Annotated in this window: 18 protein-coding genes and 1 pseudogene; 9 read left to right on the forward strand and 10 right to left on the reverse strand. The window is 58.3% G+C overall.

What is annotated here, in order from left to right; translation table 11 throughout:
- Positions 1-34 precede the first annotated feature (34 nt).
- The 3 genes from BLW71_RS34825 to BLW71_RS34835 form a co-directional block, all read right to left on the reverse strand.
- Complete coding sequence (locus BLW71_RS34825; RefSeq protein WP_218157141.1) at positions 35-5,530, reverse strand: ATP-binding sensor histidine kinase; 5,496 nt, start codon at positions 5,528-5,530, stop codon at positions 35-37.
- A gap of 293 nt (positions 5,531-5,823) precedes the next feature.
- A complete protein-coding gene (locus tag BLW71_RS34830; RefSeq protein ID WP_091807792.1) occupies positions 5,824-6,039 on the reverse strand; it encodes a hypothetical protein in 216 nt (71 codons plus the stop codon).
- Positions 6,040-6,528: 489 nt separating this feature from the next.
- A protein-coding gene (locus BLW71_RS34835; protein ID WP_286161968.1) for an IS3 family transposase occupies positions 6,529-8,081 on the reverse strand; the annotation gives its coding sequence in 2 pieces (ribosomal slippage) (positions 6,529-7,619 and positions 7,619-8,081; 1,554 coding nt in all).
- Between the two features lie 1,127 nt (positions 8,082-9,208).
- Between BLW71_RS34835 and BLW71_RS34840 the strand changes: the two genes are divergently transcribed.
- A protein-coding gene (locus BLW71_RS34840) for an IS3 family transposase (RefSeq protein ID WP_286161968.1) occupies positions 9,209-10,761 on the forward strand; the annotation gives its coding sequence in 2 pieces (ribosomal slippage) (positions 9,209-9,671 and positions 9,671-10,761; 1,554 coding nt in all).
- 474 nt (positions 10,762-11,235) lie between these two features.
- Here BLW71_RS34840 and BLW71_RS34845 read toward each other — a convergent pair.
- From BLW71_RS34845 to BLW71_RS34855, 4 genes are all read right to left on the reverse strand, one after another.
- On the reverse strand, positions 11,236-11,613 hold the full coding sequence (locus BLW71_RS34845) for a response regulator (protein ID WP_091807794.1): 378 nt from the start codon (positions 11,611-11,613) through the stop codon (positions 11,236-11,238).
- Positions 11,614-11,786: 173 nt separating this feature from the next.
- Positions 11,787-12,446, reverse strand: a complete 660-nt coding sequence (locus tag BLW71_RS34850; RefSeq protein ID WP_091807796.1) for a response regulator transcription factor — start codon at positions 12,444-12,446, stop codon at positions 11,787-11,789.
- A gap of 267 nt (positions 12,447-12,713) precedes the next feature.
- Positions 12,714-12,842, reverse strand: coding sequence for a hypothetical protein (locus BLW71_RS42460; RefSeq protein ID WP_286162186.1), 129 nt, complete (start codon positions 12,840-12,842; stop codon positions 12,714-12,716).
- A gap of 69 nt (positions 12,843-12,911) precedes the next feature.
- Complete coding sequence (locus tag BLW71_RS34855) at positions 12,912-13,328, reverse strand: hypothetical protein (protein ID WP_286162187.1); 417 nt, start codon at positions 13,326-13,328, stop codon at positions 12,912-12,914.
- 476 nt (positions 13,329-13,804) lie between these two features.
- Here BLW71_RS34855 and BLW71_RS34860 point away from each other — a divergent pair, with 476 nt between their 5' ends.
- The 5 genes from BLW71_RS34860 to BLW71_RS34880 all read left to right on the forward strand — a co-directional run bounded on the left by BLW71_RS34860 (position 13,805) and on the right by BLW71_RS34880 (position 21,148).
- Positions 13,805-14,482, forward strand: a complete 678-nt coding sequence (locus BLW71_RS34860) for a type 1 glutamine amidotransferase domain-containing protein (protein WP_091807801.1) — start codon at positions 13,805-13,807, stop codon at positions 14,480-14,482.
- 225 nt (positions 14,483-14,707) lie between these two features.
- Positions 14,708-17,533, forward strand: coding sequence for a 2-oxoglutarate dehydrogenase E1 component (locus tag BLW71_RS34865; RefSeq protein WP_091807803.1), 2,826 nt, complete (start codon positions 14,708-14,710; stop codon positions 17,531-17,533).
- Positions 17,534-18,114: 581 nt separating this feature from the next.
- Positions 18,115-18,747 (forward strand): DsbA family protein, encoded by a 633-nt coding sequence (locus tag BLW71_RS34870; protein WP_091807805.1) that lies wholly within the window; start codon positions 18,115-18,117, stop codon positions 18,745-18,747.
- 750 nt (positions 18,748-19,497) lie between these two features.
- A complete protein-coding gene (locus tag BLW71_RS34875) occupies positions 19,498-19,827 on the forward strand; it encodes a DUF3331 domain-containing protein (RefSeq protein ID WP_286162234.1) in 330 nt (109 codons plus the stop codon).
- A gap of 322 nt (positions 19,828-20,149) precedes the next feature.
- A complete protein-coding gene (locus tag BLW71_RS34880; protein WP_091807809.1) occupies positions 20,150-21,148 on the forward strand; it encodes a LysR family transcriptional regulator in 999 nt (332 codons plus the stop codon).
- A gap of 258 nt (positions 21,149-21,406) precedes the next feature.
- On the opposite strand, the gene BLW71_RS34885 is transcribed toward BLW71_RS34880, so the two are convergent.
- Together BLW71_RS34885 and BLW71_RS34890 are read right to left on the reverse strand one after the other, a co-directional pair.
- Entirely contained in the window at positions 21,407-21,637 is a 231-nt protein-coding gene (locus BLW71_RS34885) for a tautomerase family protein (protein ID WP_091807811.1), read from the reverse strand.
- A gap of 91 nt (positions 21,638-21,728) precedes the next feature.
- Positions 21,729-22,439: an SDR family NAD(P)-dependent oxidoreductase gene (locus tag BLW71_RS34890; protein ID WP_091807814.1), complete on the reverse strand. Its 711-nt coding sequence runs from the start codon at positions 22,437-22,439 to the stop codon at positions 21,729-21,731.
- Positions 22,440-22,841: 402 nt separating this feature from the next.
- Between BLW71_RS34890 and BLW71_RS34895 the strand changes: the two genes are divergently transcribed.
- Entirely contained in the window at positions 22,842-24,167 is a 1,326-nt protein-coding gene (locus tag BLW71_RS34895; protein ID WP_091807816.1) for an epoxide hydrolase family protein, read from the forward strand.
- A 153-nt stretch (positions 24,168-24,320) separates the two neighbouring features.
- Here the strand turns inward: BLW71_RS34895 and BLW71_RS42465 are convergent.
- Positions 24,321-24,512: pseudogene (locus BLW71_RS42465) on the reverse strand (efflux transporter outer membrane subunit); the annotation flags it as partial.
- A gap of 51 nt (positions 24,513-24,563) precedes the next feature.
- Between BLW71_RS42465 and BLW71_RS34905 the strand changes: the two are divergent.
- Positions 24,564-24,764: a hypothetical protein gene (locus BLW71_RS34905; RefSeq protein ID WP_091807818.1), complete on the forward strand. Its 201-nt coding sequence runs from the start codon at positions 24,564-24,566 to the stop codon at positions 24,762-24,764.
- 133 nt (positions 24,765-24,897) lie between these two features.
- Positions 24,898-25,485 (forward strand): GlcG/HbpS family heme-binding protein, encoded by a 588-nt coding sequence (locus BLW71_RS34910; protein WP_286162188.1) that lies wholly within the window; start codon positions 24,898-24,900, stop codon positions 25,483-25,485.
- Positions 25,486-25,534 lie beyond the last annotated feature (49 nt).

Below are 25,534 nucleotides of genomic sequence, written 5' to 3' on the forward strand. Positions count from 1 at the left end.
AGGGTTTTGTCCGCGAGCGTAACGAGTCAAGACTTCATCGACGGTCCGCAACGATCGCGGGCAACGTGAATTGAAAAGTCGCGCCTCGTCCAGTGACTTCGGCGACCCACAAGCGCCCGCCATGCGATTCGACAATCGAACGGCTGATACGAAGCCCCATGCCGGTGCCGTGGGATTTGGTTGTAAAGAACGGGTCGAAAATCTGTTCCGCAAGCAGCGGCGGAACCCCTATGCCGGTGTCACTGACTGAAACCAGAATCTGGTCGTTTTCGGCGCGCCGCGACCTGATCGCCATCTGACGCATTCCATCGACTTCCTTCATGGCTTCGATGCTGTTGACGATCAGATTCATCGCGACCTGCTGCAACTGCACCCGATCGCCAATGATAGGAGGAAGCCCTGCGGGCAGTTCAGTGCGGACCGATATGTCGTATCGCGCTGCCTCGCCGCGCAGAAGGGCGGCAGTTTCCCGGATGATTTCGCTTATGTCGACAACCTCGCGATTTAGCGCGCCTTTTTCGAATTGTGTGCGAATCCTGCCGATAATCTGGGCTGCGCGTTGTTCGTCACTGACGATTCTGGTGGCGGCCGCCCGCGCTTCATCGAGATTCGGCATGTCACGATCAAGCCATCGCAGGCAAGCGTTCGCATAGGCGATAGCAGCAGTAATCGGTTGATTGAGCTCGTGTGCCAGGGAAGCGGTGAGTTCTCCCATGGTTGTCGCCCGGTTGATGCGCGCCAGATCGGTCAGCGCCTGGCGCAAGACCTCTTCTGCCCGCTTGCGTTCCGTGATGTCACGAACGGCTCCGATAAATTCAAGGTTGCCGATATTGACCGCCCGGCCCGTGGCATGGACATGCTTGATTCTCCCGTCCGGCATGACGAAACGATGTTCGCTGTCGAAATCTTTCTTCTCGGTGATGGCCGCTTCAAGCGTTCGGCGAACAGCGTCCCGGTCTTCGGGGTGCATGCGTTGTACTGCGAGGTTGACGGAGGGCGTAACTCCGCGATCATATTCAAGTATGTTGTAACCTTCCTCCGACCAGTAATGCTCTCCGCTTGCAATGTTCCAGCCGAAGCTGCCTGTGTGACTGATCCTTTGCCCTTCGGCCAGGAAGGCTTCGCTGCGTTGCAGGTCGGTAAAAAGAGCGGCATTGGCCAGCGAAATAGCCGCTTGCGAAGCCAGCAACCGCAGTACCGCAACCCGGTCCGACGTGAAGACGCCCGGCGCCAGGTTGTTCTCCAGATAGAGTGCGCCGACAAGCTTCTTCTGCTTGATGATCGGCAGACACAGCATGGACCGGGCACCGCGCTGACGAATGTATTCGTCGGTCGAGAAGGCACTGTCGGCTGCGGCGTCGTGCAGGAGCAAACTCTCCTTGGTCCGCAAAACGAACTGGAAGACGGATGCCGGAAGATCCGCGCCAGTTATGGTCGCCTGGCGCAGCGCAACGATCAGCCCATCTACGCCGGTTGTGGCCTCCGCTTCGATCCGATATTCTTTCGCGCGCGGCAGAATCAATATTCCACGTTCGGCGCCGGCATATTCAATGGCCGTGCGCATGAGCGTATCGATCAGCTTTTCGTGCTCGATCTCGCCCGATACGGCCTCAGATACGCGGATGACTGTCGCCAGATCGAACTGTTCGACGGGGGCGAGAATCGTGCTCGTGTCGGACGACGTATTCTCTGCTCTAAACTGCGGATGTCGCTCCTCGATCTGCCGCACCTTCGCGTTCGCACCCCAGCGTAGATAGCAGTCCCGGGCGTCCCGGAAATAAGCATGCGCGATGCGTGCAAAGCCGCGTGCCAGATAAAAGCGAGCAGTGATCTCGTTGGCGGTGGCTTCGTTGTGGACGAGGCCTGCGGCGTGTGCTGAACTGATGGCGCGCTCGTACAGCCCTTCTGCGTCGAGCGCCCGCCCTTCGATGCGCGCCAGCTCCGCCGCGACCAGTGCCGCCCGGCTGGCAAAATTCTCGGGGCAATTCAGTGCCCATATGTTGAGCTTTTCCAGATGTTCCGCCAACCTCGCGCGATGAAATGTGCGATTCCCGGACGCGGCGAGATCATGAACGGCCGCATGGCTTAGCGCGGCGTAAAAGCGGTACTCGACGGTCTCGAGGGAAAACACGAAATTCCACAGCAATGGCTGCGCCTTTGAAGCCGCTTGCAAAGCGTCCTCGTAATCGCCCGCAAGGAAACGTGCCTGCAGCTTGCAAATGTAGTACCAGAATATCGGGAATGTCAGCGTGGGTGCGTCAGCCAGCTTGCGCTCAAAATCGGGTTCACTGAACCCGGCGTCGTTGAAAGAGCCAAGGCGGGCGGTCAATCCCCGCAGGCTGCGAATGAGACCGAGTTGGCTCGAGATCCATGCCTCGGCTGTTCCGATGCGGACTTTACGAGCGAACACCAGTGCGGATTCAGCTTGCTTCTGAGTCTCGGCCAACGGGTCGCCGGCCATGAGATAGTTGGTATTGATCTGGCCACACGCGTATCCCGCGTAACTTATCTCACCACTTTGGCTGGCGAGGTCGAAGGCACGAAACAGGAACGCCCGCCCATTTCGGACATGCTGAGTCCAGGCTATGATGAAACCAAATGCCTCGAATGTTCTCGCTTGATAGCGCCGGAACCCCGGTCGTCCGACCAGATCGCATCCCAGCCGGCCGAAGCGGTAACCCGCGTCGAATTGGCCGAAGACCGGTCCTGCCAGATAACCCACCTGCGCGTAGGCGATACACGAAGCATCGCTGTGACCTCGCTCAAGTCCTAAGCCAACAGCCGTACAAACGATCACGGCGAGCAGATGAATGGATTCGAAGTGATGCCCTGGGACTGCAACCCGGATCAGAAGATCCAGAGCGGCCAATGCGTCCGGATCGCTCGCGAGCGGCAGATCGACAAGGTCTTCGATGGTGCGAGTACCTAACCGGCTCCAGATACCGTCGTACGCCTGTCGAGCGTCGGCTTGCGTCGGATGCTCGGGAATGTCGACGCCGAGGTGTTGTAACGCAAGCAAACCCACTGCGACCGCATCACCGTTACGATCGATTGCCTGATAGAGATCAACTTGCACGCAGGCCACCGCGGCGCGCTCTCCGGCTGTGACGGCACGAATGGCAAGGCCGCGCAGACGCTCTTCGGCTTTCGCGATCGCACCGGACGCAAACTCGCACTGCGCGGTGCTCAACTCCAGCGCAAAGATGAGTTCACGACGCTGCTGCCAGCTATCCTCCGTGAGCAATGCGGATCCTGCGGTCAAGTAGTTCAATGCGGATATAGAGGCAGACGAGGCTTGGGCACGCTTGCCGGCAAGCAGATTGAATTCTGCCAGCCGCTCGCGCTCTCGCGGCGCCGTCATTAGGGACGACGCGCGGTTGAGCTGATTGACGATATCGAAGAGGGCTTCGTCCAGCAAACCGGGGGGCGTATGGGCGACGAGCATCCTGCCAACGCGCAGATGCATGGCGGCGCGCCGCTCGGTGGGAATCAGCGCATAAGCAGCCTCGTGGACGCGATCGTGAACGAACCGGTACGAGTTTTCGAGGAAATCGACCAACTCCTGACGACGTGCCTCAACGAAGTTCGCGTGCAACTCCTGCTCGGTCATGTCGTGAACCATCGCCAACATCGCGGTAGTCGCGATGTTGCCCAGACAGGCCAGTTGTTGCAGTGCCTGCTGGGTCGCGGCGGGGAGCCGGACCAGCTTGTCTATCATCAGGTCGACCACATTGTCGGTGTAACCCTTTGCGTTGATGCGTTCGATATCCCAAAACCAGCGCGAATGCGCGGCATCGAACGCTATCAAACCTTCGTCCGTCAAGGCCGACAGGAACTGATTGACGAAGAAGGGGTTGCCACCGGTCTTTTGCAGAATCAGCTGGGCCAGATCGGTTGTTCTATGCGCTTCACAATGCAACGCGTCCGCGATCAACTGGGAAACGTGCTCGGCATCGAGTGTGCCCAGCGTGATCTCCTCGACGGTGGACACGCCAGCTGTTTTGATCGCGTCGAGCTTACGCATCAGCGGATGCGAGGCGTCCACCTCGTTGTCGCGATAGGCGCCAATGAGAAGCAGGTGTGGGAGGCAGTCGTGGGTGAGGAGATCCTCGAGCAGATCCAGAGTAGCTGTGTCGAGCCACTGCAGGTCGTCGAAGAACAGGGCGAGCGGATGCTCAGGGCGCGCGAAGACACCAATGAAACGCCGCAGTAGCGATTGAAAGCGTCGTTGGGCATCGACCGCCGCCAACTCAGGAACCGGCTCCTGCTCTCCGATGATGAGCTTGAGTTCCGGAACCAGATCGACGATAAGGCCCGCTTGCGACCCAAGTGCATCGCGCAACTTCTCCCGCCACTGGTCGAATTCGGCTTCACTCTTGCCGAGAACAGGACGGATCAACCGTTGAAAGGCCTGCGCAAAAGTTGCATACGGAATGTCGCGCTTGTATTGGTCGAACTTGCCCGATGCAAATAGACCGCGGGGCGGAACCAGAGCCTTGTGAAGTTCATTGACCAACGACGACTTGCCAATTCCCGTATAGCCCGACACGAGAATCAATGCCGTCGTCGGGCATTCGACTATGCTGTCAAAGGCATTGTGCAATGCGGCGATTTCGCGCGCGCGTCCGTACAGTTTCTCGGGAATCAAAAGCCGCCCGGGCGGCTCGCGTCGAGCGAGGGCGAAGGGCTTGATGCGCTGCCGGCTTTCCCACTGAATCACACACTCACGCAGATCCTGCACCAGTCCAACCGCTGTCTGGTAGCGCTCCTCCGCCGTCTTCGCGAGAAGCTTCATAACAATATCCGACACAGGCGTGGGTATGTCGGTGAACCGCTGGTTCGGCGCGAGCGGCTTACGTGCGATATGACAGTGCACCCATTCCATCGGATCGGCACCCGTGAAAGGAAGGGTGCCGGTCAATACTTCGTACAGCGTGATACCGAGCGAATAGAGATCGCTGCGGGAATCGACCGATCGGTTCATACGCCCTGTCTGTTCGGGTGACATGTAAGCCAGGGTGCCGGCAATGATCTCGGGGGGCTCGGGCGGCAGGCGTTCACGGGGCAACTGGGAGGCGATGCCAAAGCCGGTAAGCCACACGTGGCCGGCATGGTCAACCAGTGCGTTGGCAGGTTTGACGTCCCTATGGATGAGCCCGCGCCGGTGGGCCTCGCCAACCGCTGCCGCAAGACCAATGGCGATGCGCAAAAAACAGATCGGTTCGAGCGGATGTTCCTTGTGCTGCTCGATGATGTGGTCCAGGGGTTCGCCGCCCGGATCCTTGAGAATGAGGGTCGCGCGACCTTGATGGCGGGTCAGTTCGAGTGGCTGAGCTGACCACGCATCATCGAGTTTCGACGCAAGCGACCATTCGTGTTCGAGCCGCCGAATGCTCGTAGGGGACGGCTGCTCCGAGGCGACCGCCAACGCCAAAACCTGCATCTGGTTGCCGAGCTCCCTGCCGCGGTAGAGCGTGAAGTCCGCCGATTCTCGAATCGGCGCCAGCAAGTACCCGGAATCCTCTGCCATTGAGAGCCCCCGTGTTGTCAGGAGGAGAAACCGTTTCTTTCATAGAGAAAGAACCCGATTCCCGAAATGCTGCAATCGTGGGCAATCCTATGATCAATTCGTTAGACGCGCTGATGTTCGGAGGAGCCTCGGCTCGTTGCTGCAAATGTGTCAGATGTAGACACATTCCGGCCCGCATCCGAGAAGTGGAAAGTAACTCCTGTCGAAAAGATTCGCGTCGCGTGACGCTTTACCGGAAGAAACACTCAAGGGTAGAGTGGCTGGTGCACGCCCGATCCGCAAGAGGATTTCTCCTAGGTGAGCACCGCCAGCTTCGACCAGTCGTCGATCACGCAAGCCGTCTCCGATAGCAAGGATCCCTCGCGGTAGCCAGCCAGTGCCATTCGACTGGAGATCACCGCAATCGGGCCCGCTTCGCGACATCCGATCTGCCTTTTCCAATAGCCAGTTTGATAGTGTATTGCCGTATGCGCCGCATCATCCTTGGCGCGGATGCTCTGTGCGGACATTGGGCATGCTCGTACCGTTGGGGCGCGATAGTTGAAACGCCAGCCATCCACGAACAGCGTCACAATCTCTGGCACTCCTGGATATTGGGAACATCGGGGCCTGCGGAGCAATTGCGACTGACATCCACATAAGCTTAACGCGCTCTGCGGAATTTGGCGCCACGCACATTCGGGTAGCTTTCACAGCGCGGACGGTTCGTAGCCAATCGTGAGTGCTTGCGAAGCCGGTGAGCTGGACCACGCCTACCGCTATACGTAGTTCTGCGAAAACGACAAGGCGTTGACGAAAGACTGAAGCGCTCGATACGTCAGATCCGCCGCGCTGGCAACACGCTGGTTGTCTAGTTTGCCGCTCCTATGTTGCCGCTGACCACCGGGTCGCCGCGTATCTCTTTGTGACCGCCACGGGTCCCGCTAACGGCGCGAGTGAAACGAGGGCGGACTGGCTGGGCGGCATCCGGCGGTTGTCAACGTACTTGTCGCGTCACTTCATGCGGACTGCTTTAGTTCTTCCGGCTGCATGCGCTCCGGATTGAGCCAGACTTCATCCTTCAATTTCCAGTTGCGCGTCGATCGGGACCAACGCCGTGGATTGCGCTGCCTGGCCTGTGCATAAACGGCCTCACGTTGCGCAAGCACTGCAGTCGCCACGCCGTTATGGCGCTGCACCGGCGTGACGAATTTCAGGCCGCTGTGTTTGTGCTCATGGTTGTACCAGCGCACAAACTGCTGCGTCCAGGCCCGTGCCTCATCCACGTTGCCGAACGGCTTGCGTGGGTAGTCGGGCCGGTACTTGCAGGTCCGGAACAGCGACTCCGCGTACGGGTTGTCGTTACTCACACGCGGCCGGCTAAACGAGGCCACGACCCCCAGGTTTTCCAGGGTGGCGAGCATCGTCGCACCCTTCATCGGGCTGCCGTTATCCGAGTGCAGCACCAGAGGACGTCCTGCCAGGCCCTCGGCCAGACTGGCACGCCGCATCAGCAACGCGGCCAGTTCCGCCGATTCGGCTTCATGCACTTCGTGAGCAACAATCTTGCGGCTGAACACGTCCAGCATCATGTACCAGTAGTAGTACTGGCCCTTGACCGCCGCCGGCATCCACGTGATGTCCCACGACCAGACCTGGTTCGGCGCCGTCGCACAATGACTGGTAACCACCCGGGCCGAGGGCTTGCGCGCACGACCCCGGTGGTGCTGCTGCGAAGCGCTGCGCAGCACGCGGTAAAAGCTCGATTCCGACGCGACATACACGCCGCGATCCGCCAGACTCGGCACGATCTGGCTGGGTGGCAGGCTGGCAAACTCCGCACAGTTTGCGACCTCCAGAATCTGCTGCCGTTCGGCCTCACTCAGTTTGTTTCGCGGCGGCGGCCGCCCGGTCATCGTGCGGCCATCGGCGAGCACCGCGTCGCCGTTACCCACCCAGCGCTGGAACGTGCGCAGGCTCAGGCCCAGCTCGTTGCAGGCCTGCTCCAGCCGGCAGCCTGACTGCGCCGCCTCGCGTATCAACGATACACATAACAGGCGATCCGGGACGTTGATCAATCGTCCTCTTTGTCTCCCCAGATCGCCTGGGCTTTTTTTCTCAGAATCAGCAGCGCAGCCGCTTCCGCCAGCGCCTTCTCCTTGCGCTGCAATTCCTTCTCGAGCTGCTGGATGCGCTTTTTGTCGTCCTTCGACTGCTGGCGCTGCTCGCGTGCCTGCTCCGTGGCATTCGCATTGGCCGAACGGCAAGCGGCCCGCCAGGCGGCTATCTGTTCTGGATAAAGACCCTTCCGGCGGCAATACTCGGCCAGCTCCGCTGCATTGAGCGGCGCGCTCTCCAGCACTACTGCAAACTTGTCCTCCGAAGACCATCCTTCGGGATTCTTCCCATCGCCAGGCACGACCAACCCTTGTCCTTTCGCCTGTCGGCGCCACGTGTACAACGTCTGTTCGGTAATTCCCGTTTCCCTGGCCAGCGCCGACACCAGCGCGTTTTCCGGCGGCATCATGCGCCGCACCAGCGCTTCTTTTCTTTCTGCTGAGTAGGCTTTCATTCACCCTGATTTTACCGCCCCCGGACCATGTCTATAGGAATCAGATAACACGACAAGTAGTCTGACGCCGGGGGCATCTCGCGTGCGTTGACCTTCTACGGTGCGCTGCCGCAGATGACCGGACATGGAGGTTGTGATCCAGGTGGCCGAACGCTGGATCATGGCGCGTGTGTCATCAGCGGTTTGCCTCGGTCCAATCGGTCAACGAGGGGATCGGTCCGCTAATCAGGAACGTGAACGAGCGTGCGGATCGGACTCAAGCTCCATGCTCGCATCATCAGTGGCAGTTTCGAACTTCTGCATCGTCGTCGCTGTGTCGCGAGCCCCGGCTCATCGTCTCAGGACGGATTGCGTTCGACGTCGAAGCGCCACCGCATTGAAGCGCTCAGAGCGCCCGTGTGATGACAATCTTGAGGGTTCTTGAGTGTGCAGCGCGCCGGATTGCGTGAGTAACGTGCAGTCGTAGAACTGAAGGGGCAGTCCGCGGCACATTGGTCATTCAAGACTGAAACGAGTTCTAATGCGCGACGGTCCACACCGTTTTCGACGCCGACGAGCGCTGCCGGACAAGCGGCGGCCACGCTGTCGCGTGCGAGTACGTCCTTCTCTTTCTCACGTACGGGTCGGTCTTGCCGATCGGGCCTGTACGCACCATATACCGCTATGCCACGGTCGCTGTGATCTAAAAGATTGTAGAAGTTCAGGCGCAAACGTGTGACGCTCGTCTGTCGATAAGCAGTCTTGCAGTATGACAATGCACCTATTCCATCGGATCGGAACCGTTGAACGGGCGGCGGCCAGTCAATATCTGGTTCAGTGCGCGTGATTCCAGCGCACATCACATCACCGCAAAGGTTGGGCTGGCGAGCGCTACCGCAGAATTGCGATGTGTTCTTCTTGCGCAAGATCATTTGGCCGGTGCGGAGATCCGAAATCCAGGTCAATGCGCCTATATTTGCCTCCATCGGGGCCGACGGCCCGATCGGCGTTGAAGCCGAACGACCAATGTCCGAAGGGAACCATGAACACATCACGCCAGTTGGTCGTAGTCACCCCCCGGCGTCAGACTACTTGTCGTGTTATCTGATTCCTATAGACATGGTCCGGGGGCGGTAAAATCAGGGTGAATGAAAGCCTACTCAGCAGAAAGAAAAGAAGCGCTGGTGCGGCGCATGATGCCGCCGGAAAACGCGCTGGTGTCGGCGCTGGCCAGGGAAACGGGAATTACCGAACAGACGTTGTACACGTGGCGCCGACAGGCGAAAGGACAAGGGTTGGTCGTGCCTGGCGATGGGAAGAATCCCGAAGGATGGTCTTCGGAGGACAAGTTTGCAGTAGTGCTGGAGAGCGCGCCGCTCAATGCAGCGGAGCTGGCCGAGTATTGCCGCCGGAAGGGTCTTTATCCAGAACAGATAGCCGCCTGGCGGGCCGCTTGCCGTTCGGCCAATGCGAATGCCACGGAGCAGGCACGCGAGCAGCGCCAGCAGTCGAAGGACGACAAAAAGCGCATCCAGCAGCTCGAGAAGGAATTGCAGCGCAAGGAGAAGGCGCTGGCGGAAGCGGCTGCGCTGCTGATTCTGAGAAAAAAAGCCCAGGCGATCTGGGGAGACAAAGAGGACGATTGATCAACGTCCCGGATCGCCTGTTATGTGTATCGTTGATACGCGAGGCGGCGCAGTCAGGCTGCCGGCTGGAGCAGGCCTGCAACGAGCTGGGCCTGAGCCTGCGCACGTTCCAGCGCTGGGTGGGTAACGGCGACGCGGTGCTCGCCGATGGCCGCACGATGACCGGGCGGCCGCCGCCGCGAAACAAACTGAGTGAGGCCGAACGGCAGCAGATTCTGGAGGTCGCAAACTGTGCGGAGTTTGCCAGCCTGCCACCCAGCCAGATCGTGCCGAGTCTGGCGGATCGCGGCGTGTATGTCGCGTCGGAATCGAGCTTTTACCGCGTGCTGCGCAGCGCTTCGCAGCAGCACCACCGGGGTCGTGCGCGCAAGCCCTCGGCCCGGGTGGTTACCAGTCATTGTGCGACGGCGCCGAACCAGGTCTGGTCGTGGGACATCACGTGGATGCCGGCGGCGGTCAAGGGCCAGTACTACTACTGGTACATGATGCTGGACGTGTTCAGCCGCAAGATTGTTGCTCACGAAGTGCATGAAGCCGAATCGGCGGAACTGGCCGCGTTGCTGATGCGGCGTGCCAGTCTGGCCGAGGGCCTGGCAGGACGTCCTCTGGTGCTGCACTCGGATAACGGCAGCCCGATGAAGGGTGCGACGATGCTCGCCACCCTGGAAAACCTGGGGGTCGTGGCCTCGTTTAGCCGGCCGCGTGTGAGTAACGACAACCCGTACGCGGAGTCGCTGTTCCGGACCTGCAAGTACCGGCCCGACTACCCACGCAAGCCGTTCGGCAACGTGGATGAGGCACGGGCCTGGACGCAGCAGTTTGTGCGCTGGTACAACCATGAGCACAAACACAGCGGCCTGAAATTCGTCACGCCGGTGCAGCGCCATAACGGCGTGGCGACTGCAGTGCTTGCGCAACGTGAGGCCGTTTATGCACAGGCCAGGCAGCGCAATCCACGGCGTTGGTCCCGATCGACGCGCAACTGGAAATTGAAGGATGAAGTCTGGCTCAATCCGGAGCGCATGCAGCCGGAAGAACTAAAGCAGTCCGCATGAAGTGACGCGACAAGTACGTTGACAACCGCCGTCACCGTACATCGCAAGTCATTGGTGTCGAAGTCATGATGGCATTTTCGATGGCTCGGCCAACGAGATGTGACGACCGCGCTTTCGACCAGGCTGTCGGATGACGCAAACATATCAGATGCCCGGTGACGGCTTGAGAGTTGCCTGCCATCAACCGGTTGCGATGAAAGTGGCGAAGGGGAATTGAACGGGCGCACGGCGGCTATCGCGAACCGCCTTCGACTTCCGTTCCCGCTGAACGGTTCGGCGCATGGATTTAGACTCGGCTGAGACGGCATTCGACGGTGGAAACATCGCGGATGACGATTATGGGTGACGTCGCATTTCTTTGGGGGCGCGATGGTTCAGTTCACGTTGCTTGCGTAAGGCAACGTACCGCAGCCAGGCGTCAATCAGGCAGGCGATCGTGATTTACGCCACTCAACCGGCCAGGCTTCGATCCAGTCACTCTCGCAATATTTCGCCAATCAGCGCTAGCAGTCGCGCGTCGTCCAACGGCTTCGAGAAGAACCCAGCGGCTCCTCCGGCTTCGGCTTGCTCGAGAAGTTGCTGCGTCGCGTAGGCGGTAATGAAAATGACAGGGATTGGCCGTTGCCATAGCTTGATCGACTCGAGCAGCGCAAAGCCGTCCATGCCTGGCATGTGAATATCCGCGACAACGAGTTTCAGCTCTGTCCGGCGCATATCACCTAGAAGATGGTTGGCGGACTCATAGGCAACGACCTTCCAGTTTGCCGAGCGAAGCAGGCTGGATGTGGCCATCCGGACGGATTCGTCGTCGTCCACCACCCCAATAACTGCTGGAGAGCCCTTTGATGTCATCTCGAGTCCGCGGGTCAGCGAAGGGATTCAGAAAGGCCGAATCCTCTAGGCAAATTACAGGCCAACGGACGAGGCGACAATAAGACCTTAGAGTGATCTTAGTGATAGTTCGTATTAGCGGGGAACGTTCCGGTCTGAAGACGGCGGCCGCAGCGCAGTGAGCGCAAAGGCTTTTACCTGGCGTCCTGGTGGACAGGCAGCACCTGCTGCAACATCCTGACGACATCGGGCACCGAGCGTGCTTTCAGCTTGTGCATCGCCTGCGCGCGATGGATTTTGACCGTCACTTCGCTAAGACACAGGCGGTCGGCGATCTGCTTGTTCAACAGCCCTTCGGCGACCAGGCTGATGACTTCCCGCTCCCGTGCTGTCAGCGAATCGTAGGTTTGGCGGATGCCGGCAACGATCTTTTCCTGGCACTTCAATTCACTATCCCTTTTCAGGGCCGCGGCGATCGTATCGATCAGGTCCTGTTCCCTGAACGGCTTTGTCATGAAATCGAAAGCACCCGCTTTCATTGCCTTCACGGACATCTCAATGTCACCGTGCCCGGTCAGAAATATGACCGGAAATCGAACACTCTCTTTAAATGGCTCCCGCTGCAGGGTCAGGCCACTCGTGCCTCGCAGCCGAACGTCAAGAATGAGGCAACTCGGCACGTCTGGCATTTCCGCGGCGAGAAAATCGTCGGCCGATTCGTACGCCCGTACCTGAATTCCGATGGACATCAGCAAGGAGGTGAGGGCGCCTCGAACAGACTCGTCATCGTCAACCACATAAACGAGCGAGTCCGGCAATGATTCACTTCCTTGCCCAACGTTGTCATGTTTCATCGCTCGATCTTCGCAAAGTTCGTTGCGCTAAGATAACGCCGATACTCTGCGTATAGTAAGCAATGCTCGGGCTTATCGCCACATATTGCTTACGGTCTTCCCTTTGTTATGGTGATCGAGGGCATACCGTTAGCTCATCGCCTGATCGCCGAAAAAAATTACGCCGTTTCTACTGATGAATCAACCAGTCCGCGTAAGAGGCGTCACATCTCCCGATGATCTCCTGCGTCCATTCCGGGCGCGACCCGGAGACTGCGCGTCGTTGATCTACTGCAGGCAAACGCGACTCAGGTCGACTGTCCGGCGATAAACGTTCTTGTTGATCCACGGGACGAAGGTGTACTCGTCGTACGCGTTACTGCCAATAAATATCCAGTTGTGCAATACGTAAGACATATCCAACTCCTCAAACAAATGCGCTGACGCGCAACTGGATTGCTACCAGGGACGCTGTGGCTGGCGCGACTACTTTTCTCGCGACGATGCGATGCCGAACGCCACTGCGCATATAGCCTTGATGAAGCATTCGACCAACGAGAAAATTGCTATTGCGAAGGACTGGTTGAATTCCGTCGGGAGTACGGGTGCGATGGCCAACACGCTCGCACCGCAGAGGAAGGCAAACGTCTCGCGAGCAAAGCGTGCTTTGGCCACGGCGGCCAGACCTGTGCCGACCACGACGAGCTTCGACAGGAGCAAGGCCGGCAGACCGGCGTGTACCTCTGACTGACCCAGTTCTAGCGGTGCTTCAATCAACGACCAAGCACAGACGACAAGCACGAGTGTTTTGAATACCCGCTCGGAAAGTGCATTCGCCGTGCCGGCGTCGCCCTGAATCCAGCGTGGCCTTAAGGGAAGCGCGTCGCCGTGCAGACTCGTCACTGAATAGGTCGTTTCCTTTGCATTCACGGCTCGTTCTCCTCGTCGGCTGTACGCGAGACGGCCGCGTTTGCCATGAGATCAAGGTAGACGGCTCAGCCGTGGAAAACCATTGTACGAACGGGTGGCACTGCCTCTGACAAAGCGTATGGAACTCATACGGCCGCATATCCAATAGGACCCGACGTCCGCCTCGTGGACGTCAATACCAGTGGCCTGTCCTCGTCATACAGGAGCGAAAGCGTCCGGACGCGCGGCATCTTCCACACCTTGGTATGGGTTTCGCAACCGAAGTGCGGCTGCCCGGCATCCCTTGGATGTATGGTCTGCCGACGCTATTCGAAGTAGGGTTCATTACGCCTGCTCAAACGATTTATTGAGTGAAGGCCGCTATCGTCATAACCGGGCGAGGACATCTTTTTAGAACGTGCCCCAGCCATACCCTCACAGGCATTCGTCTCACCGAACGGAGACTGAAAATGAAGATTCTGATGGTTTTGACTTCGCACAACGTGCTTGGAAACACCGGCAAGCCGACGGGTTTTTGGCTTGAGGAGTTCACGGCTCCCTACTATGCCTTCATAGATGCCGGTGCAGAGGTCACCGTGGCTTCGGTCAAAGGCGGTCAGCCTCCGATCGATCCAAAAAGCGACGAGCCGGGCAACCAGACCGACTCGATGGAACGCTTCAAGAAAGACCCTGCAAACCAGAAGGTCCTCGCCAATACCGTCAAGCTTTCCGAAGTAACATCGGACAGCTATGATGCGATCTTCTATCCTGGTGGCCACGGCCCGTTGTGGGATCTGGTTGGCGACAAGAAATCGATCGCTCTGATCGAGGAGTTTTATAACGCCGGCAAGCCAGTGGCCGCCGTCTGTCACGCTCCCGCCGTCTTTAAAAACGTCACCTATCAGGGGCAGCCCATCGTCAAGGAAAAGCGCGTCACGGGCTTTAGCAATAGCGAGGAGGAAGCCGTGCAACTTACTACGGTCGTGCCGTTCCTCGTAGAGGACGAACTGAAGCGGCTAGGCGGTCTCTATGAAAAAGGTCCCGACTGGTCGATTTATACGATCGTCGACGGGCGGCTGATCACAGGTCAGAACCCTGCCTCATCTGGCCCGGCTGCGAGGGAACTGATCAAGCTCCTGCAGGCCTAGTTTCATTTCGGTGGGGGCTCTGCGGCCCGCGCACGCGTCAAAAGGGGACGGCCGTCCGATCTTGCACAGGAGTCGCCCATCCCGGGACACAGTCCACTTGCTCATTCGGGTCTTTGTTGTGGAGTACACGCGGGTGTGTTGGATTGACCAGGGCGATGACCGGTATTGCCTTGGGTAAATTCGTGGCGGATACCGGGTATGTGCCCGACTGAGGACAGGGTCATCATGATGATGCGGAGTCGGAGTACCTCCTTCCTGTTTGGAGGCAATGCTCCTTATGTCGAGGAGCAATACGAGGCATACCTTGCCGACGTGAACACGGTGTCGGAGGAATGGCGTGGCTATTTCGACGCGTTGCAGGAAGTGCCGGCGGCTGATGGATCAGACTCGGGTGATGTCGCGCACGCGCCCGTCGTGTCGCGCTTTATCGAGTTGGCCCGGCAGGCGCGAACCCGAGGACCCTCGGAGGGCGACGTGCTCCGTTTCGCCCGGAAGCAGGTCGCCGTGCAGGCCCTGGTTTCAGCCTATCGCATGGTTGGCACCCGCAATGCTCATCTGGATCCGCTACGTTGGGCCGTGCCGGTGCCGGTGCCTGAATTAAACCCGAGTTACTACGATCTGTCCCACGCGGACATGAATACGAAGTTCAGCACGTCGGGCACTTACTTTTCCGACGACGACGCGACGCTCGGCGATCTGGTGCAGGCGCTGACAGAAACGTATTGCGGGACGCTGGGCGGCGAGTTCATGCATCTTGCCGATCCCGATCAGCGAGGCTGGTGGCAAATGCGTCTCGAATCTTCGCGTACGAAGGCGACCCTGGACACCGGTGACAAGCTGCACATCCTCGAACGGTTGACAGCGGCCGAGGGCCTTGAAAAATACCTCCATGCCCGCTACGTCGGTCAGAAACGCTTTTCGCTCGAGGGTGGCGAGTCGCTCATCGTGCTGCTGGATGAGCTGGTTGCATACGGCGCCACCAAGGGCATCAAGAGCTCGATTCTCAGCATGGCCCACCGTGGGCGACTGAACGTTCTCGTCAATATTGTCGGAAAGCCGCCGGCTGCGTTGTTCGACGAGTTCGACGGAAAAACCGCGCATCTTCTGCCGGCGGGTGACGTCAAATATCACAAGGGCTTTACCGGCCTGCTCCCGACTGCAACCGGGCCAGCGGAAGTCACACTCGCGTTCAACCCTTCGCACCTCGAAATTGTAAACCCGGTTATTCAAGGGATCGCTCGCGCGCGCGCCGAAGTATTGGGGCAAGGCGCGGCTGCGGTCCTGCCAGTGGAGATTCACGGGGACGCCGCGATTTCGGGGCAAGGTATCGTCATGGAGACGATGAACCTGTCGAATACCAGAGGCTACGGCACCGGCGGCACGATCCATGTGGTGGTGAATAACCAGGTCGGCTTCACCACGTCCGATCCGCGCGATGTCCGGTCGTCGTTCTATTGCACCGACATCGCCAAGATGATCGAGGCGCCGATCCTGCACGTGAACGGCGATGACCCTGAGGCGGTTGTTGCGGCGACGCGCCTCGCTATCGATTTTCGCGTGATGTTCAGGAAGAGCGTCGTTATCGATCTGGTCTGCTTCCGCCGTCATGGTCACCAGGAACAGGACACGCCGAACATCACCCAACCGTTGATGTATCGCTCCATTGCAGGTCATCCGGGTGTCCGCACGCTCTACGCGAAGAAGCTCGTGGACGAACGGGTCGTGACGACGGAAGACGTGGAGAGATATGTCCACGATTACCGTGAGCATCTTGACGCTGCGCAAGCCAACGAAGAGAAGAAGCCGGTCGATACAAAGAGCGAAGAGGTGACCTGGCCGCAGGTGCTCGATGGAAACGTTGGCCGTATCTATTACGCACCACCGTTGCCGGACCACGTTCGGAAACTCGCATTCAAGATTACAAGCGTTCCCGAGCAGTATTCACTGCATCCGCTCGTAGGGAAAGTGATGAGCGCCCGCCGCGAGATGGCGGAAGGCAAGCGTCCGCTGGACTGGGGTATGGCGGAGCATTTGGCCTTTGCCTCTCTTCTGTCTGCGGGGATTGACGTGCGTTTGAGCGGCCAGGACAGTGAACGCGGTACGTTCAGCCATCGTCACGCGGTAATTCACGATCAGAAGCGGTCCATTCGCGGAGAAGGCACGTACGTCCCGCTGCACAATGTGTCGGATGACCAGGGCCGATTTGCGCTTACTAACTCGATTCTGTCGGAGGCGGCGGTCCTGGCCTTCGAGTATGGATACTCGATTGTTCGACAGAACGCACTCGTATTATGGGAGGCGCAGTTTGGCGACTTTGCGAACGGGGCGCAGGTCGTTATCGACAATTTTCTGTCGGCAGGCGCTGCAAAGTGGGGGCAGCATAGTGGTGTAACAATGCTGCTTCCCCACGGCCAGGAAGGGGAAGGTCCGGAACACGCGTCCGCACGCCTCGAACGTTACCTGCAACTTTGTGCGCAGGACAACATGAGGGTTGTTCAGCCCACGACACCGGCGCAGATTTTTCACCTGCTGCGGATGCAGGCAGTGCTCCCCGATCGCGTTCCACTCATTGTGATGACGCCAAAATCCCTTCTGCGCCACCCGGATGCTATCAGCAGCCTCGAGGACCTTGCGAAAGGCCGATTCAACGAAATTCTTGCCGAACCGCCGACGACGGAAGCAGCGTCCAGGGTCGACCGGGTCATCCTGTGTTCGGGCAAAGTCTACTTCGAACTTCTAGGGCGTCAGCGTAAGGTTAAAAGGGACAATATCGCGCTGATTCGCATTGAGCAGTTGTATCCGTTCCCCGCAAAGCAAATCAGTTCGGGGCTGGAGCGCTATCCTAATCTGAAGTGCGTCGTCTGGTGTCAGGAAGAGTCAAAAAACCAGGGTGCGCGGAATTATGTGCTGGAGCAGATGCTGGAAATCGTGAAGGCTCCTGCGACGCTGCGTTATATCGGACCTGATGCAACCGCATCAACTGCGCCGGGTTACCGGTCGATACACGTAGCGCGTCAGGAAACGTATTTGCACGCAGCGATCGATGAGTAAGGCGACGGCAAGGGCGACCCGGAGACGAGGCAATCAATTCACTCTCGTTGGTAGGTTCAAAGTGTCGGGTCTGAGCTTGCGTGTCCATGGATTCCTCGGCCGTGTCCATATGATGCTTCGTCGCATTGAATTCGAGGTTCGACGTTTCAAGTGTTTTTGGCGGCGATACATGTCCGCACGGCGGAAGAACCGTTACTCTGATTTGAATTTCTAATGAAATCGCATGGATAGATGCGAGCGCCTCTCGGCGAACCAGAGTCGGCAGTCCACGACATTCCTTTGAGATCGGATTCGGGATGCGGTCGCGTGTTCCGCGAACACGAACTGACGGTTGGTCTCATTTCGCGGTTCTACGCACCTCAACTCTTCGCTGGTCATGATGCGCGATCACGTGGCGATGGCGCCCGATACTGCTGGTCTTGGTTACATGGTGTAAAAAGTGAATTGAGCCTGGCCTGGTTCGTGGCGCCACGCTTCACCTCTATGATCCTCTCAGCGAACGTCACCCGAAGGCATATCACGGTTTTCTTGAAGACTGGCGAGATGGGCCTGTGCAATAGAGAAATTTTGCGGAATTAGTTATGAAACTTATATTTGTAGGCGATCCAATGTGCTCCTGGTGTTATGGCTTCCAACGGGAGATGACAACGATTGCAGAGGCGATGCCTACCCTTGAAGTGCAGGTGGTGCTGGGCGGCCTGGCCGCGGGTTCCACACAGGTTCTGGACGACGCGGGTAAGCAGTTCCGCTTGGGTCACTGGGCACGCGTCGAGCAACTCAGCGGTGCGCAATTCAATCGTGAAGCGTTGCTCGCGAGGAAGAACTTTGTCTATGACACTGAGCCAGTTTGCCGTGCTGTGGTTACGGCACGTCTGATTGAGCCTTCGGCCAATCTGCTGACGGTCTTCGGTGCATTCCAGCGGGCTTTCTATGTTGATGGCCTGGATACCACCGACGCTAAGGTTCTGGCGGCGATTGGCGCGTCGGCGTTGAAGGCGGTGGGGTTTGATGTCGACGCCGATGCGTTCCTCTCCGTCTGGTCTTCTGAGGAAGCGGTGCGGGTAACTCGTGAGGATTTCGCGCTGACCCGGCGCCTGGGTGTGTCAGGCTTCCCTTCGCTGTTTGCAGAGCTGAACGGAAAGATAGGGCTGCTCAGCTCGGGATACACATCGGCGGCCAGCGTTCAACAAACGCTCATGCGCCTCGCCGCATAACGAACCAACGGGGTCTGGAAGGTAGGCACGTCGCGCGAGAATCCGATGGTGCCGACGCTGGGCGTGGGCGCATGTAAGCACCGAAGGATATGGGGCCATGCTGGAAGTGTTGTCCCGGAAAGAACCCTTTTCCTAAACGCGCGTTCTATCCTCAACTGAGTAGCCCTATCATGTCCTTGGAGCAAATACGCAGACGCGAGAACCGATAGGTGGACAGGCCGCTGCATCGAATATCGCAGAGAGCTAAAGGGAGAGCCGCGGGACGGTCGCCCAAATCGAATCAATTCTGCCGCATATCCCCATGACGGCGGGTGGCATGTTCAATGTGGCAGTGTCGATTAAGACGAGACTGCGAGCTGTCGATTGCTGATTGAAAAGGTCAGTACTGGTACCGGCGACGCGGACACCTTGAACGCATGGCCAGCACCTGAAACGACTTGTGCGAGCGTATGACGAGGTTGAGCGATGGAAGTGTTTTGTACATCCATTCCAACGACCTGCGACGCTGTGGAACACCGGATATCTCGCCGTGACGCACAAGCTGCCGTCCGGATGCGGGTGGGTCACACGCATCCGTTCGGTGCGCTGAAAGTGCTGGTGCCAACGTGGTGTCCTGCTCGGCGAGAGTGAAACGTCACGGTTCTATTCGTAAGGAGCGGGGCCATGCTGATTAGCCGAGTTGATCCTTGGTCTCAGACGATACAGCTGTTGTCATCGGGACTGCGATGTCCAGATGCGGGTACCGATAGGATGTCCGTGGTAAAGCGCGGGACATTTTATGGCGGTGGGGCCACGTCAAGCACCAGTCAGTTGCCTCGCCTGAGTCTGATTGAGCGAACCACCTCGCTAACCGTGACGATTGCGTGGCGCGATTCTACGAGCTGTTTCTACGGCGCGCAGATCTGGCGGGTCGCAAAGGCCAGGGTATCAGGTATATGCGCGTTGAGCGGGCAACGGATCAGGCGCGGTGACCGCATATTTCATCCGCAGCGCTCCAAACCTGAACCGGTCAATGCTCGGGCGATGATCCTCGAATCGGTCCTCAACGCGATTGAACCGCTGGAGACAAGCCAGATGTAGATGCTCTTCGTTTCGCCAATCGATATGCGGCTTGTATTCGCGCCTTCGCCGAGTGCCAACCCGCCTCGCTAGCCCATGATGAAGGGCGATGGCGTCCTGCAACCACGAAAGTTTTCGAAGGTCCAATTCTACTGAATGGATGCGCGCATCCGATCGTATTAGATGCGCACGCGAGCGCACGGTGCGTTACACCTTATCGGACGATGGCACCACGCCGCGTTCGCGGTTACCCTGCATTCGTTTCCCGGCTGTTTAGATTTTGTCGTCAAAGACGAATCATGGCACCTGGATATTCACTCTATATTGACCAGTGAGGTGCGAGATGGACCAGCTTTCCATGTTACGTGCATTCGTTGCTGCCGCACGGTATCAGAGCTTTAGCAAGGCTGCAGAATCGCTGAATGTCACCACAGGGTCAGTATCGAAAGCGATCGCCAAGCTCGAAGAGTGCATCCAGACCAGGCTGTTGCTCAGGACAACAAGGTCTGTTTCTTTGACTGAGGCGGCACAAACCTACTATCACAGTTGCTGCCGCCTGCTCGAGGAACTCGACGAGGCGAATCGGCGCATTACGCGGGAGCGTGAAGTCGACGGCGGAAAGCTGCGGTTGATCGTGCACCCGATGCTGATGAGCGAAACATTTTCACGTCTCGTGCGGGGCTATCACGCCATTGCTCCCAATGTGAACCTGATCGTTTCCGTCCAGGAGGGAGCCGCAAACCTGTACGACGGCAGATTTGACATGGCAATTCTTCCGCCGCACCTTGTCGAGCAGTCAGCAGTGATTCGCCGGACGTTGTCGAAGTCACAGCGCATTTTCGTCGCAGCGCCCGCCTATCTGAAGCAGTTCGGTGTTCCGCAAAGCGCCGCCGACCTGACCCATCACTTTCTTCTGTTGGACGCGAGTTTACGGAAGAAAGGTGTAGACGTTGTCGATCTGCTGGAGAGCGAAACACGCGTAACAGTATCTCCAATGTCGTCGATGGACGGGAATGAAATATTGCTCAGGACGGCGGCGCTATTGGGGGCTGGCGTCGCTGCATTGCCTGAATCCATGGTGCGCGAAGATATCGAAGCGTGCCAGCTTACGCATATCTTGCCGCGGTGCACTACATTCGACAGCAAGGTTGAGATCTGCCTGTTCTACTCGCATCGGGAGATGCTGCCCGCGAGGCTCAGGACATTTGTCGATTATTGCACTCAGTTTTTCAGATCGTCGACTCAATGTGGCGTCAAGGATGCAGCCACGCTTTTGCCAGAAAAAGGCTATCGGGAAGACTACGATTGGCGACCTTCGCCGTTGGAAGCGGTGGGGCAGTGACGCCGGGATCGGTCTGTCAGGTCATCGCTGGCCACCTGCCTGATATGAGGCGCCGCCTTGCGAAGGCCTGTCCAGAATCTGCGCAGTCACGCAAGATCCGTTGGCGTCTGCGCCGCTCCCCGGCGCTTATGCCGGCCCATGGCGCTCATCGCTTCAATGGCGTTGATGAAGGAAAATTAATGCTACTTCGTTTCAATGAGGCTCTCAGCGCGTAGAACTGGTAACGGCGTCGCGGGGCCACGCGCTGGGCGAACACCCCTATTTCAGGGCTCGCTGCTTGCCATATTGGTCAGTCGGCAGACCGCCCCAGCCCCAGTTCTCCGTTTCCACCTCCTGGACAGCCACGAAGGTTGCTTCGAGCGGCTTTTTCAACACATCGAGTAACAGGTAGCTGACTCCCTTGATGAGCTCAGCCTTTTTCTCTGCTGTGACCGAGTCGACGCCCGGCTTGGCGCCCTCGCGGGTCACCTGAATCGTGACGATTGGCATGATGCTCTCCTTGCGTGATTGACGACACGGACGCCATCAGGCGGTGGCGGCCGGCCGCGTGGGATGTTTGCCTGGTAGTGTGTGGCTGCGCCTAGTGCCCAGCGCTCTGGCCGCCGTCGACGTGCAGGATCTCGCCGGTAACGAATGGCGCGGAATCCAGATACACGATCGCGTTGACGATATCGCTCATTTCGCCCATATGACCAAGCGGGTGGAGCGCGCCGAGTGCCGCATGCGTTTCCGGCGCATGCATCGGGGACTTGATGATGCCAGGCGAGACCGCATTCGCTCGGATGCCGCGTTTTGCATATTCGATGGCAAGGGACCTGGTTGCTGCGTTCAGGCCTCCCTTGGTGAGCGAGGCGAGTACCGACGGCACGCCGTCGATCGCGGAATCGGCGAGGGTGGTGGTGATGTTGACGACGTGGCCGCTCAAACGCTTTTCCATTTCTGCAATGGCGAGCTGGGTGATGTAGAAGAAGCCGTTCAGGTTCACGCCAATGACCGCTGCATAGTCTTCCGCGGTGTAGGCGGTAAAAGGCTTGGCGATGAAGATGCCGGCGTTGTTGACGAGCGTATCGACACGGCCGAATTGCACCATGGCTTCGCTGATCACCCCGCGTGCGGTTTCGGGGGCGGCGATGTCGCCGGCAACGGTGAGGACATTGGGATCCTCGGATGGTTTGATGCCGCGAGCGGTGGCGACAACGCGATAGTCGAGCTCACGGAACGCCTTGACGATTTCCGCGCCAATGCCTTGCGATGCGCCGGTAACGACGACGACTTTGTGTGACGTGCTCATGTAAAGCCTCCGAATCAATTGAGTTGGATCTGTTGCCGGTTGGGCCTGCGGCTCGCGTAGAGGCCCAATCTAGGCTTTTTGACCTGGAGTTTGAATACTCGGGCTGGACAAACACTTGTGATTGGGAGGAAGAAAACCGGGCACAACGGATTTATTCATGGGCGACACAACAGTTGTTCTACTCCGGCGGTTTACCCGGAGAGCTTGCTTCCGCACAATCGCTTCAACCACCTGAACTACGGCTTGTGGTCTGTCACGGTGGGAACGATATGAGACTCACCTACCGTTCGTCAGCAAGGACTGTTCAATTGAGCGATCGTGAAAGCGTCCAACCGGGATATTGCGTTGCTGTGGCATTCATCGCTCCCCCCCGACTCGTACTTATTGAAAATAGGAGCTTGTATGCAAAACGACATCCTTCCCCCGACATCGTCGCGCCGTCGCTTTCTTCGTGTGGCAGCAGCGGCCGCCGTTACGGGCTCATTGAGTCAGTTCGCGTTCGCAGCAACGAATCGATCCATCACTGAGGTCGTACAGTCGACAGACGGTGACAAGGCCGCTATTCGCGCCCTTCGTGTACATGCGCCGGAATCGCAGCTCGTCGATCTGAAAAGGCGTATTGAGGCGGCAAGGTGGCCGGAGCGGGAGACGGTGACTGACGCATCGCAAGGCGTTCAGCTCGCGACGATGCAAAACCTCTTGCGTTATTGGGCGACCGATTATGACTGGCGCAAAGTTGAAGCGAGATTGAACGCCGTGCCGCAGTTCGTCACGGAGATCGATGGGCTCGACATTCATTTCATTCACGTTCGTTCGAAGCATAAAGATGCGTTGCCGGTCATCATCACGCACGGGTGGCCCGGCTCGATTATTGAGCAGTTGAAGATCATCGATCCGCTGACAAACCCGACGGCACATGGCGCGGCTGGATCGGATGCCTTCGACGTGGTGATTCCGTCTCTCCCGGGTCACGGGTTCTCAGGCAAGCCGGTAACGACTGGATGGGATCCTGCTCGCATCGCACGTGCATGGGTCGTACTGATGAAGCGCCTCGGGTACACGCGATATGTCGCGCAAGGCGGCGATTGGGGAAATGCTGTCACGGAGCAAATGTCCCTTCTGGCGCCGCCGGAACTGCTGGGCATGCATACCAACATGCCGGCTACCGTACCGGACAATATTGCAGAGGTACTTAAGCTGGGCGAGCCGGCGCCTGCAGGCCTCTCAGCCGACGAGAAGCACGCGTTCAATCAGCTCGACTATTTCTACAAGCACGGTCTCGGTTACGCACAAGAAATGACGAACCGCCCGCAGACGCTGTACGGAATTGAAGATTCACCTGTCGGCCTCGCCGCGTGGATGCTCGATCACGACGCCGCCAGCCAGGCACTTATCGCACGTGTGTTTGCCGGTCAGACCGAGGGGCTTTCGCGCGACGACGTTCTCGACAACGTGACGCTCTATTGGCTCACGAGCACGGCAATTTCTTCGGCTCGTTTGTATTGGGAAAACAAGCTCAACTTCTTTGCCCCGAAGCACGTTGTCATTCCGGTTGCCGTTAGCGTCTTTCCGGATGAGATATACGCTGCCCCGCAAAGCTGGGCGGCGAAGGCGTATCCCAATCTGATTCACTATAACCGCCTTCCCGAAGGTGGACACTTTGCGGCCTGGGAGCAGCCTCGTGCTTTCTCGGAAGAGATTCGCGTAAGCTTCCGTTCGCTGCGTTGAAGGCAAAGATGCGGGCGCTGCCTTCCCGGGTCGCCCTCGGCGAGCAAGTATCGGGGCATGTGGGAAGAGCTGCTTTCGCGAAGGCCTCGTCGCGCGGAGAAGAGAAGAGTACCGCAAGGATGGTCGCGCCGTCCGACGCTTTGATCGAAGGGACCGTTGCTGCGCAATCGACAGCGCGCGCTGGTTCAGGCTAACGATCGTTGTTGGGCAATCGCGCCGCCGCTGTTTTGCGTCATAGACGATGAGAGCGTCGTTCACCTCTCGCCAGGCTTCGAGTACGGTTCGTTTGTAGACAATCGAGGCTTCCTGCTGTTGCGCCTCGACCAATTGGAGTGTTTCCTTGAGGTGTCGATGGGTTCTGCTTTATTCAAGCGTTTTTGACTGGAGGAGTAGCAAATGAAATTCTCGATAGAAAATGAAATCCGCTCAGACGATGTTTCAGGAATCGAACGTGCGATGAGAACCGTCGATAGCGACGCGAAGGTCAAAGTTGACACCGACGCGAAGACGGTGAGCGTCGAATCATGGCTGATGCCTGAAGAGTTTCTCGTCGCATTCGAAGACGAGAACTACGACGTGATCATTGTTGAAGCGTAGACAGGCACGAAATTCGGTCCGGTGGTGGCGTGCGACGCACGCAGCTACTTGAGGACGTCGGGTCGCACCGTATTCGAACATTGCAGTGTATAAACGTACTCTGACGCGGCGAAGCTTGCATAGGCACGGGTCGATGTTCGCGTTACTGCCTCCTACTGATCGGTTGCAACTGTCTACCGCGGCACCGCGAGGTATAACCATGAAAAATTTTAGTTTGACCGGGCAGCTGTGCGTTGCATTGTTAATATCACCGGCAATTCAGGCGCAAGAGCCGCCGGCGCCGGGCTATCACTACACATTGCCGCTCGACGTGGCTCTCGATGCCGCGAAAGAAGCGATTCGCGTGTGCGAAACAAAGCATTACTGGGTGACTGCTACCGTGCTCGATATGGACGGCGTACCGCAAGTGATACTGCGCGGAGACAGGAGCACTGTACACACTGCTGAATCGAGCATGCGTAAAGCGTTCACCGTCGTGACGCTAGGTCCGGAGTTCGGCTTCGACCGGTCGAGTGGCTTCTTCGATTTGATGAAGACGAGCCCATACGCGCCGCAACTCGCAACCGTGCACAACGTCATGGCGTTGCCGGGGGCAGTAGCCTTCAAGGTGAGGGGAGAGATGGTCGGCGCGCTCGGCGTCGGCGGGGCGCCCGGCGGTGACAAGGATGAGGTGTGTGCCGCCGCGGGCGTGGCGAAAGTCACGGACCGCTTACCACACTGAACCCGCTGTACGGCACGTTTCAAGCAGGAACCTCGAAGCCAGAGGCTTG

The organism is Burkholderia sp. WP9, assembly GCF_900104795.1.
GTDB lineage: Bacteria > Pseudomonadota > Gammaproteobacteria > Burkholderiales > Burkholderiaceae > Paraburkholderia.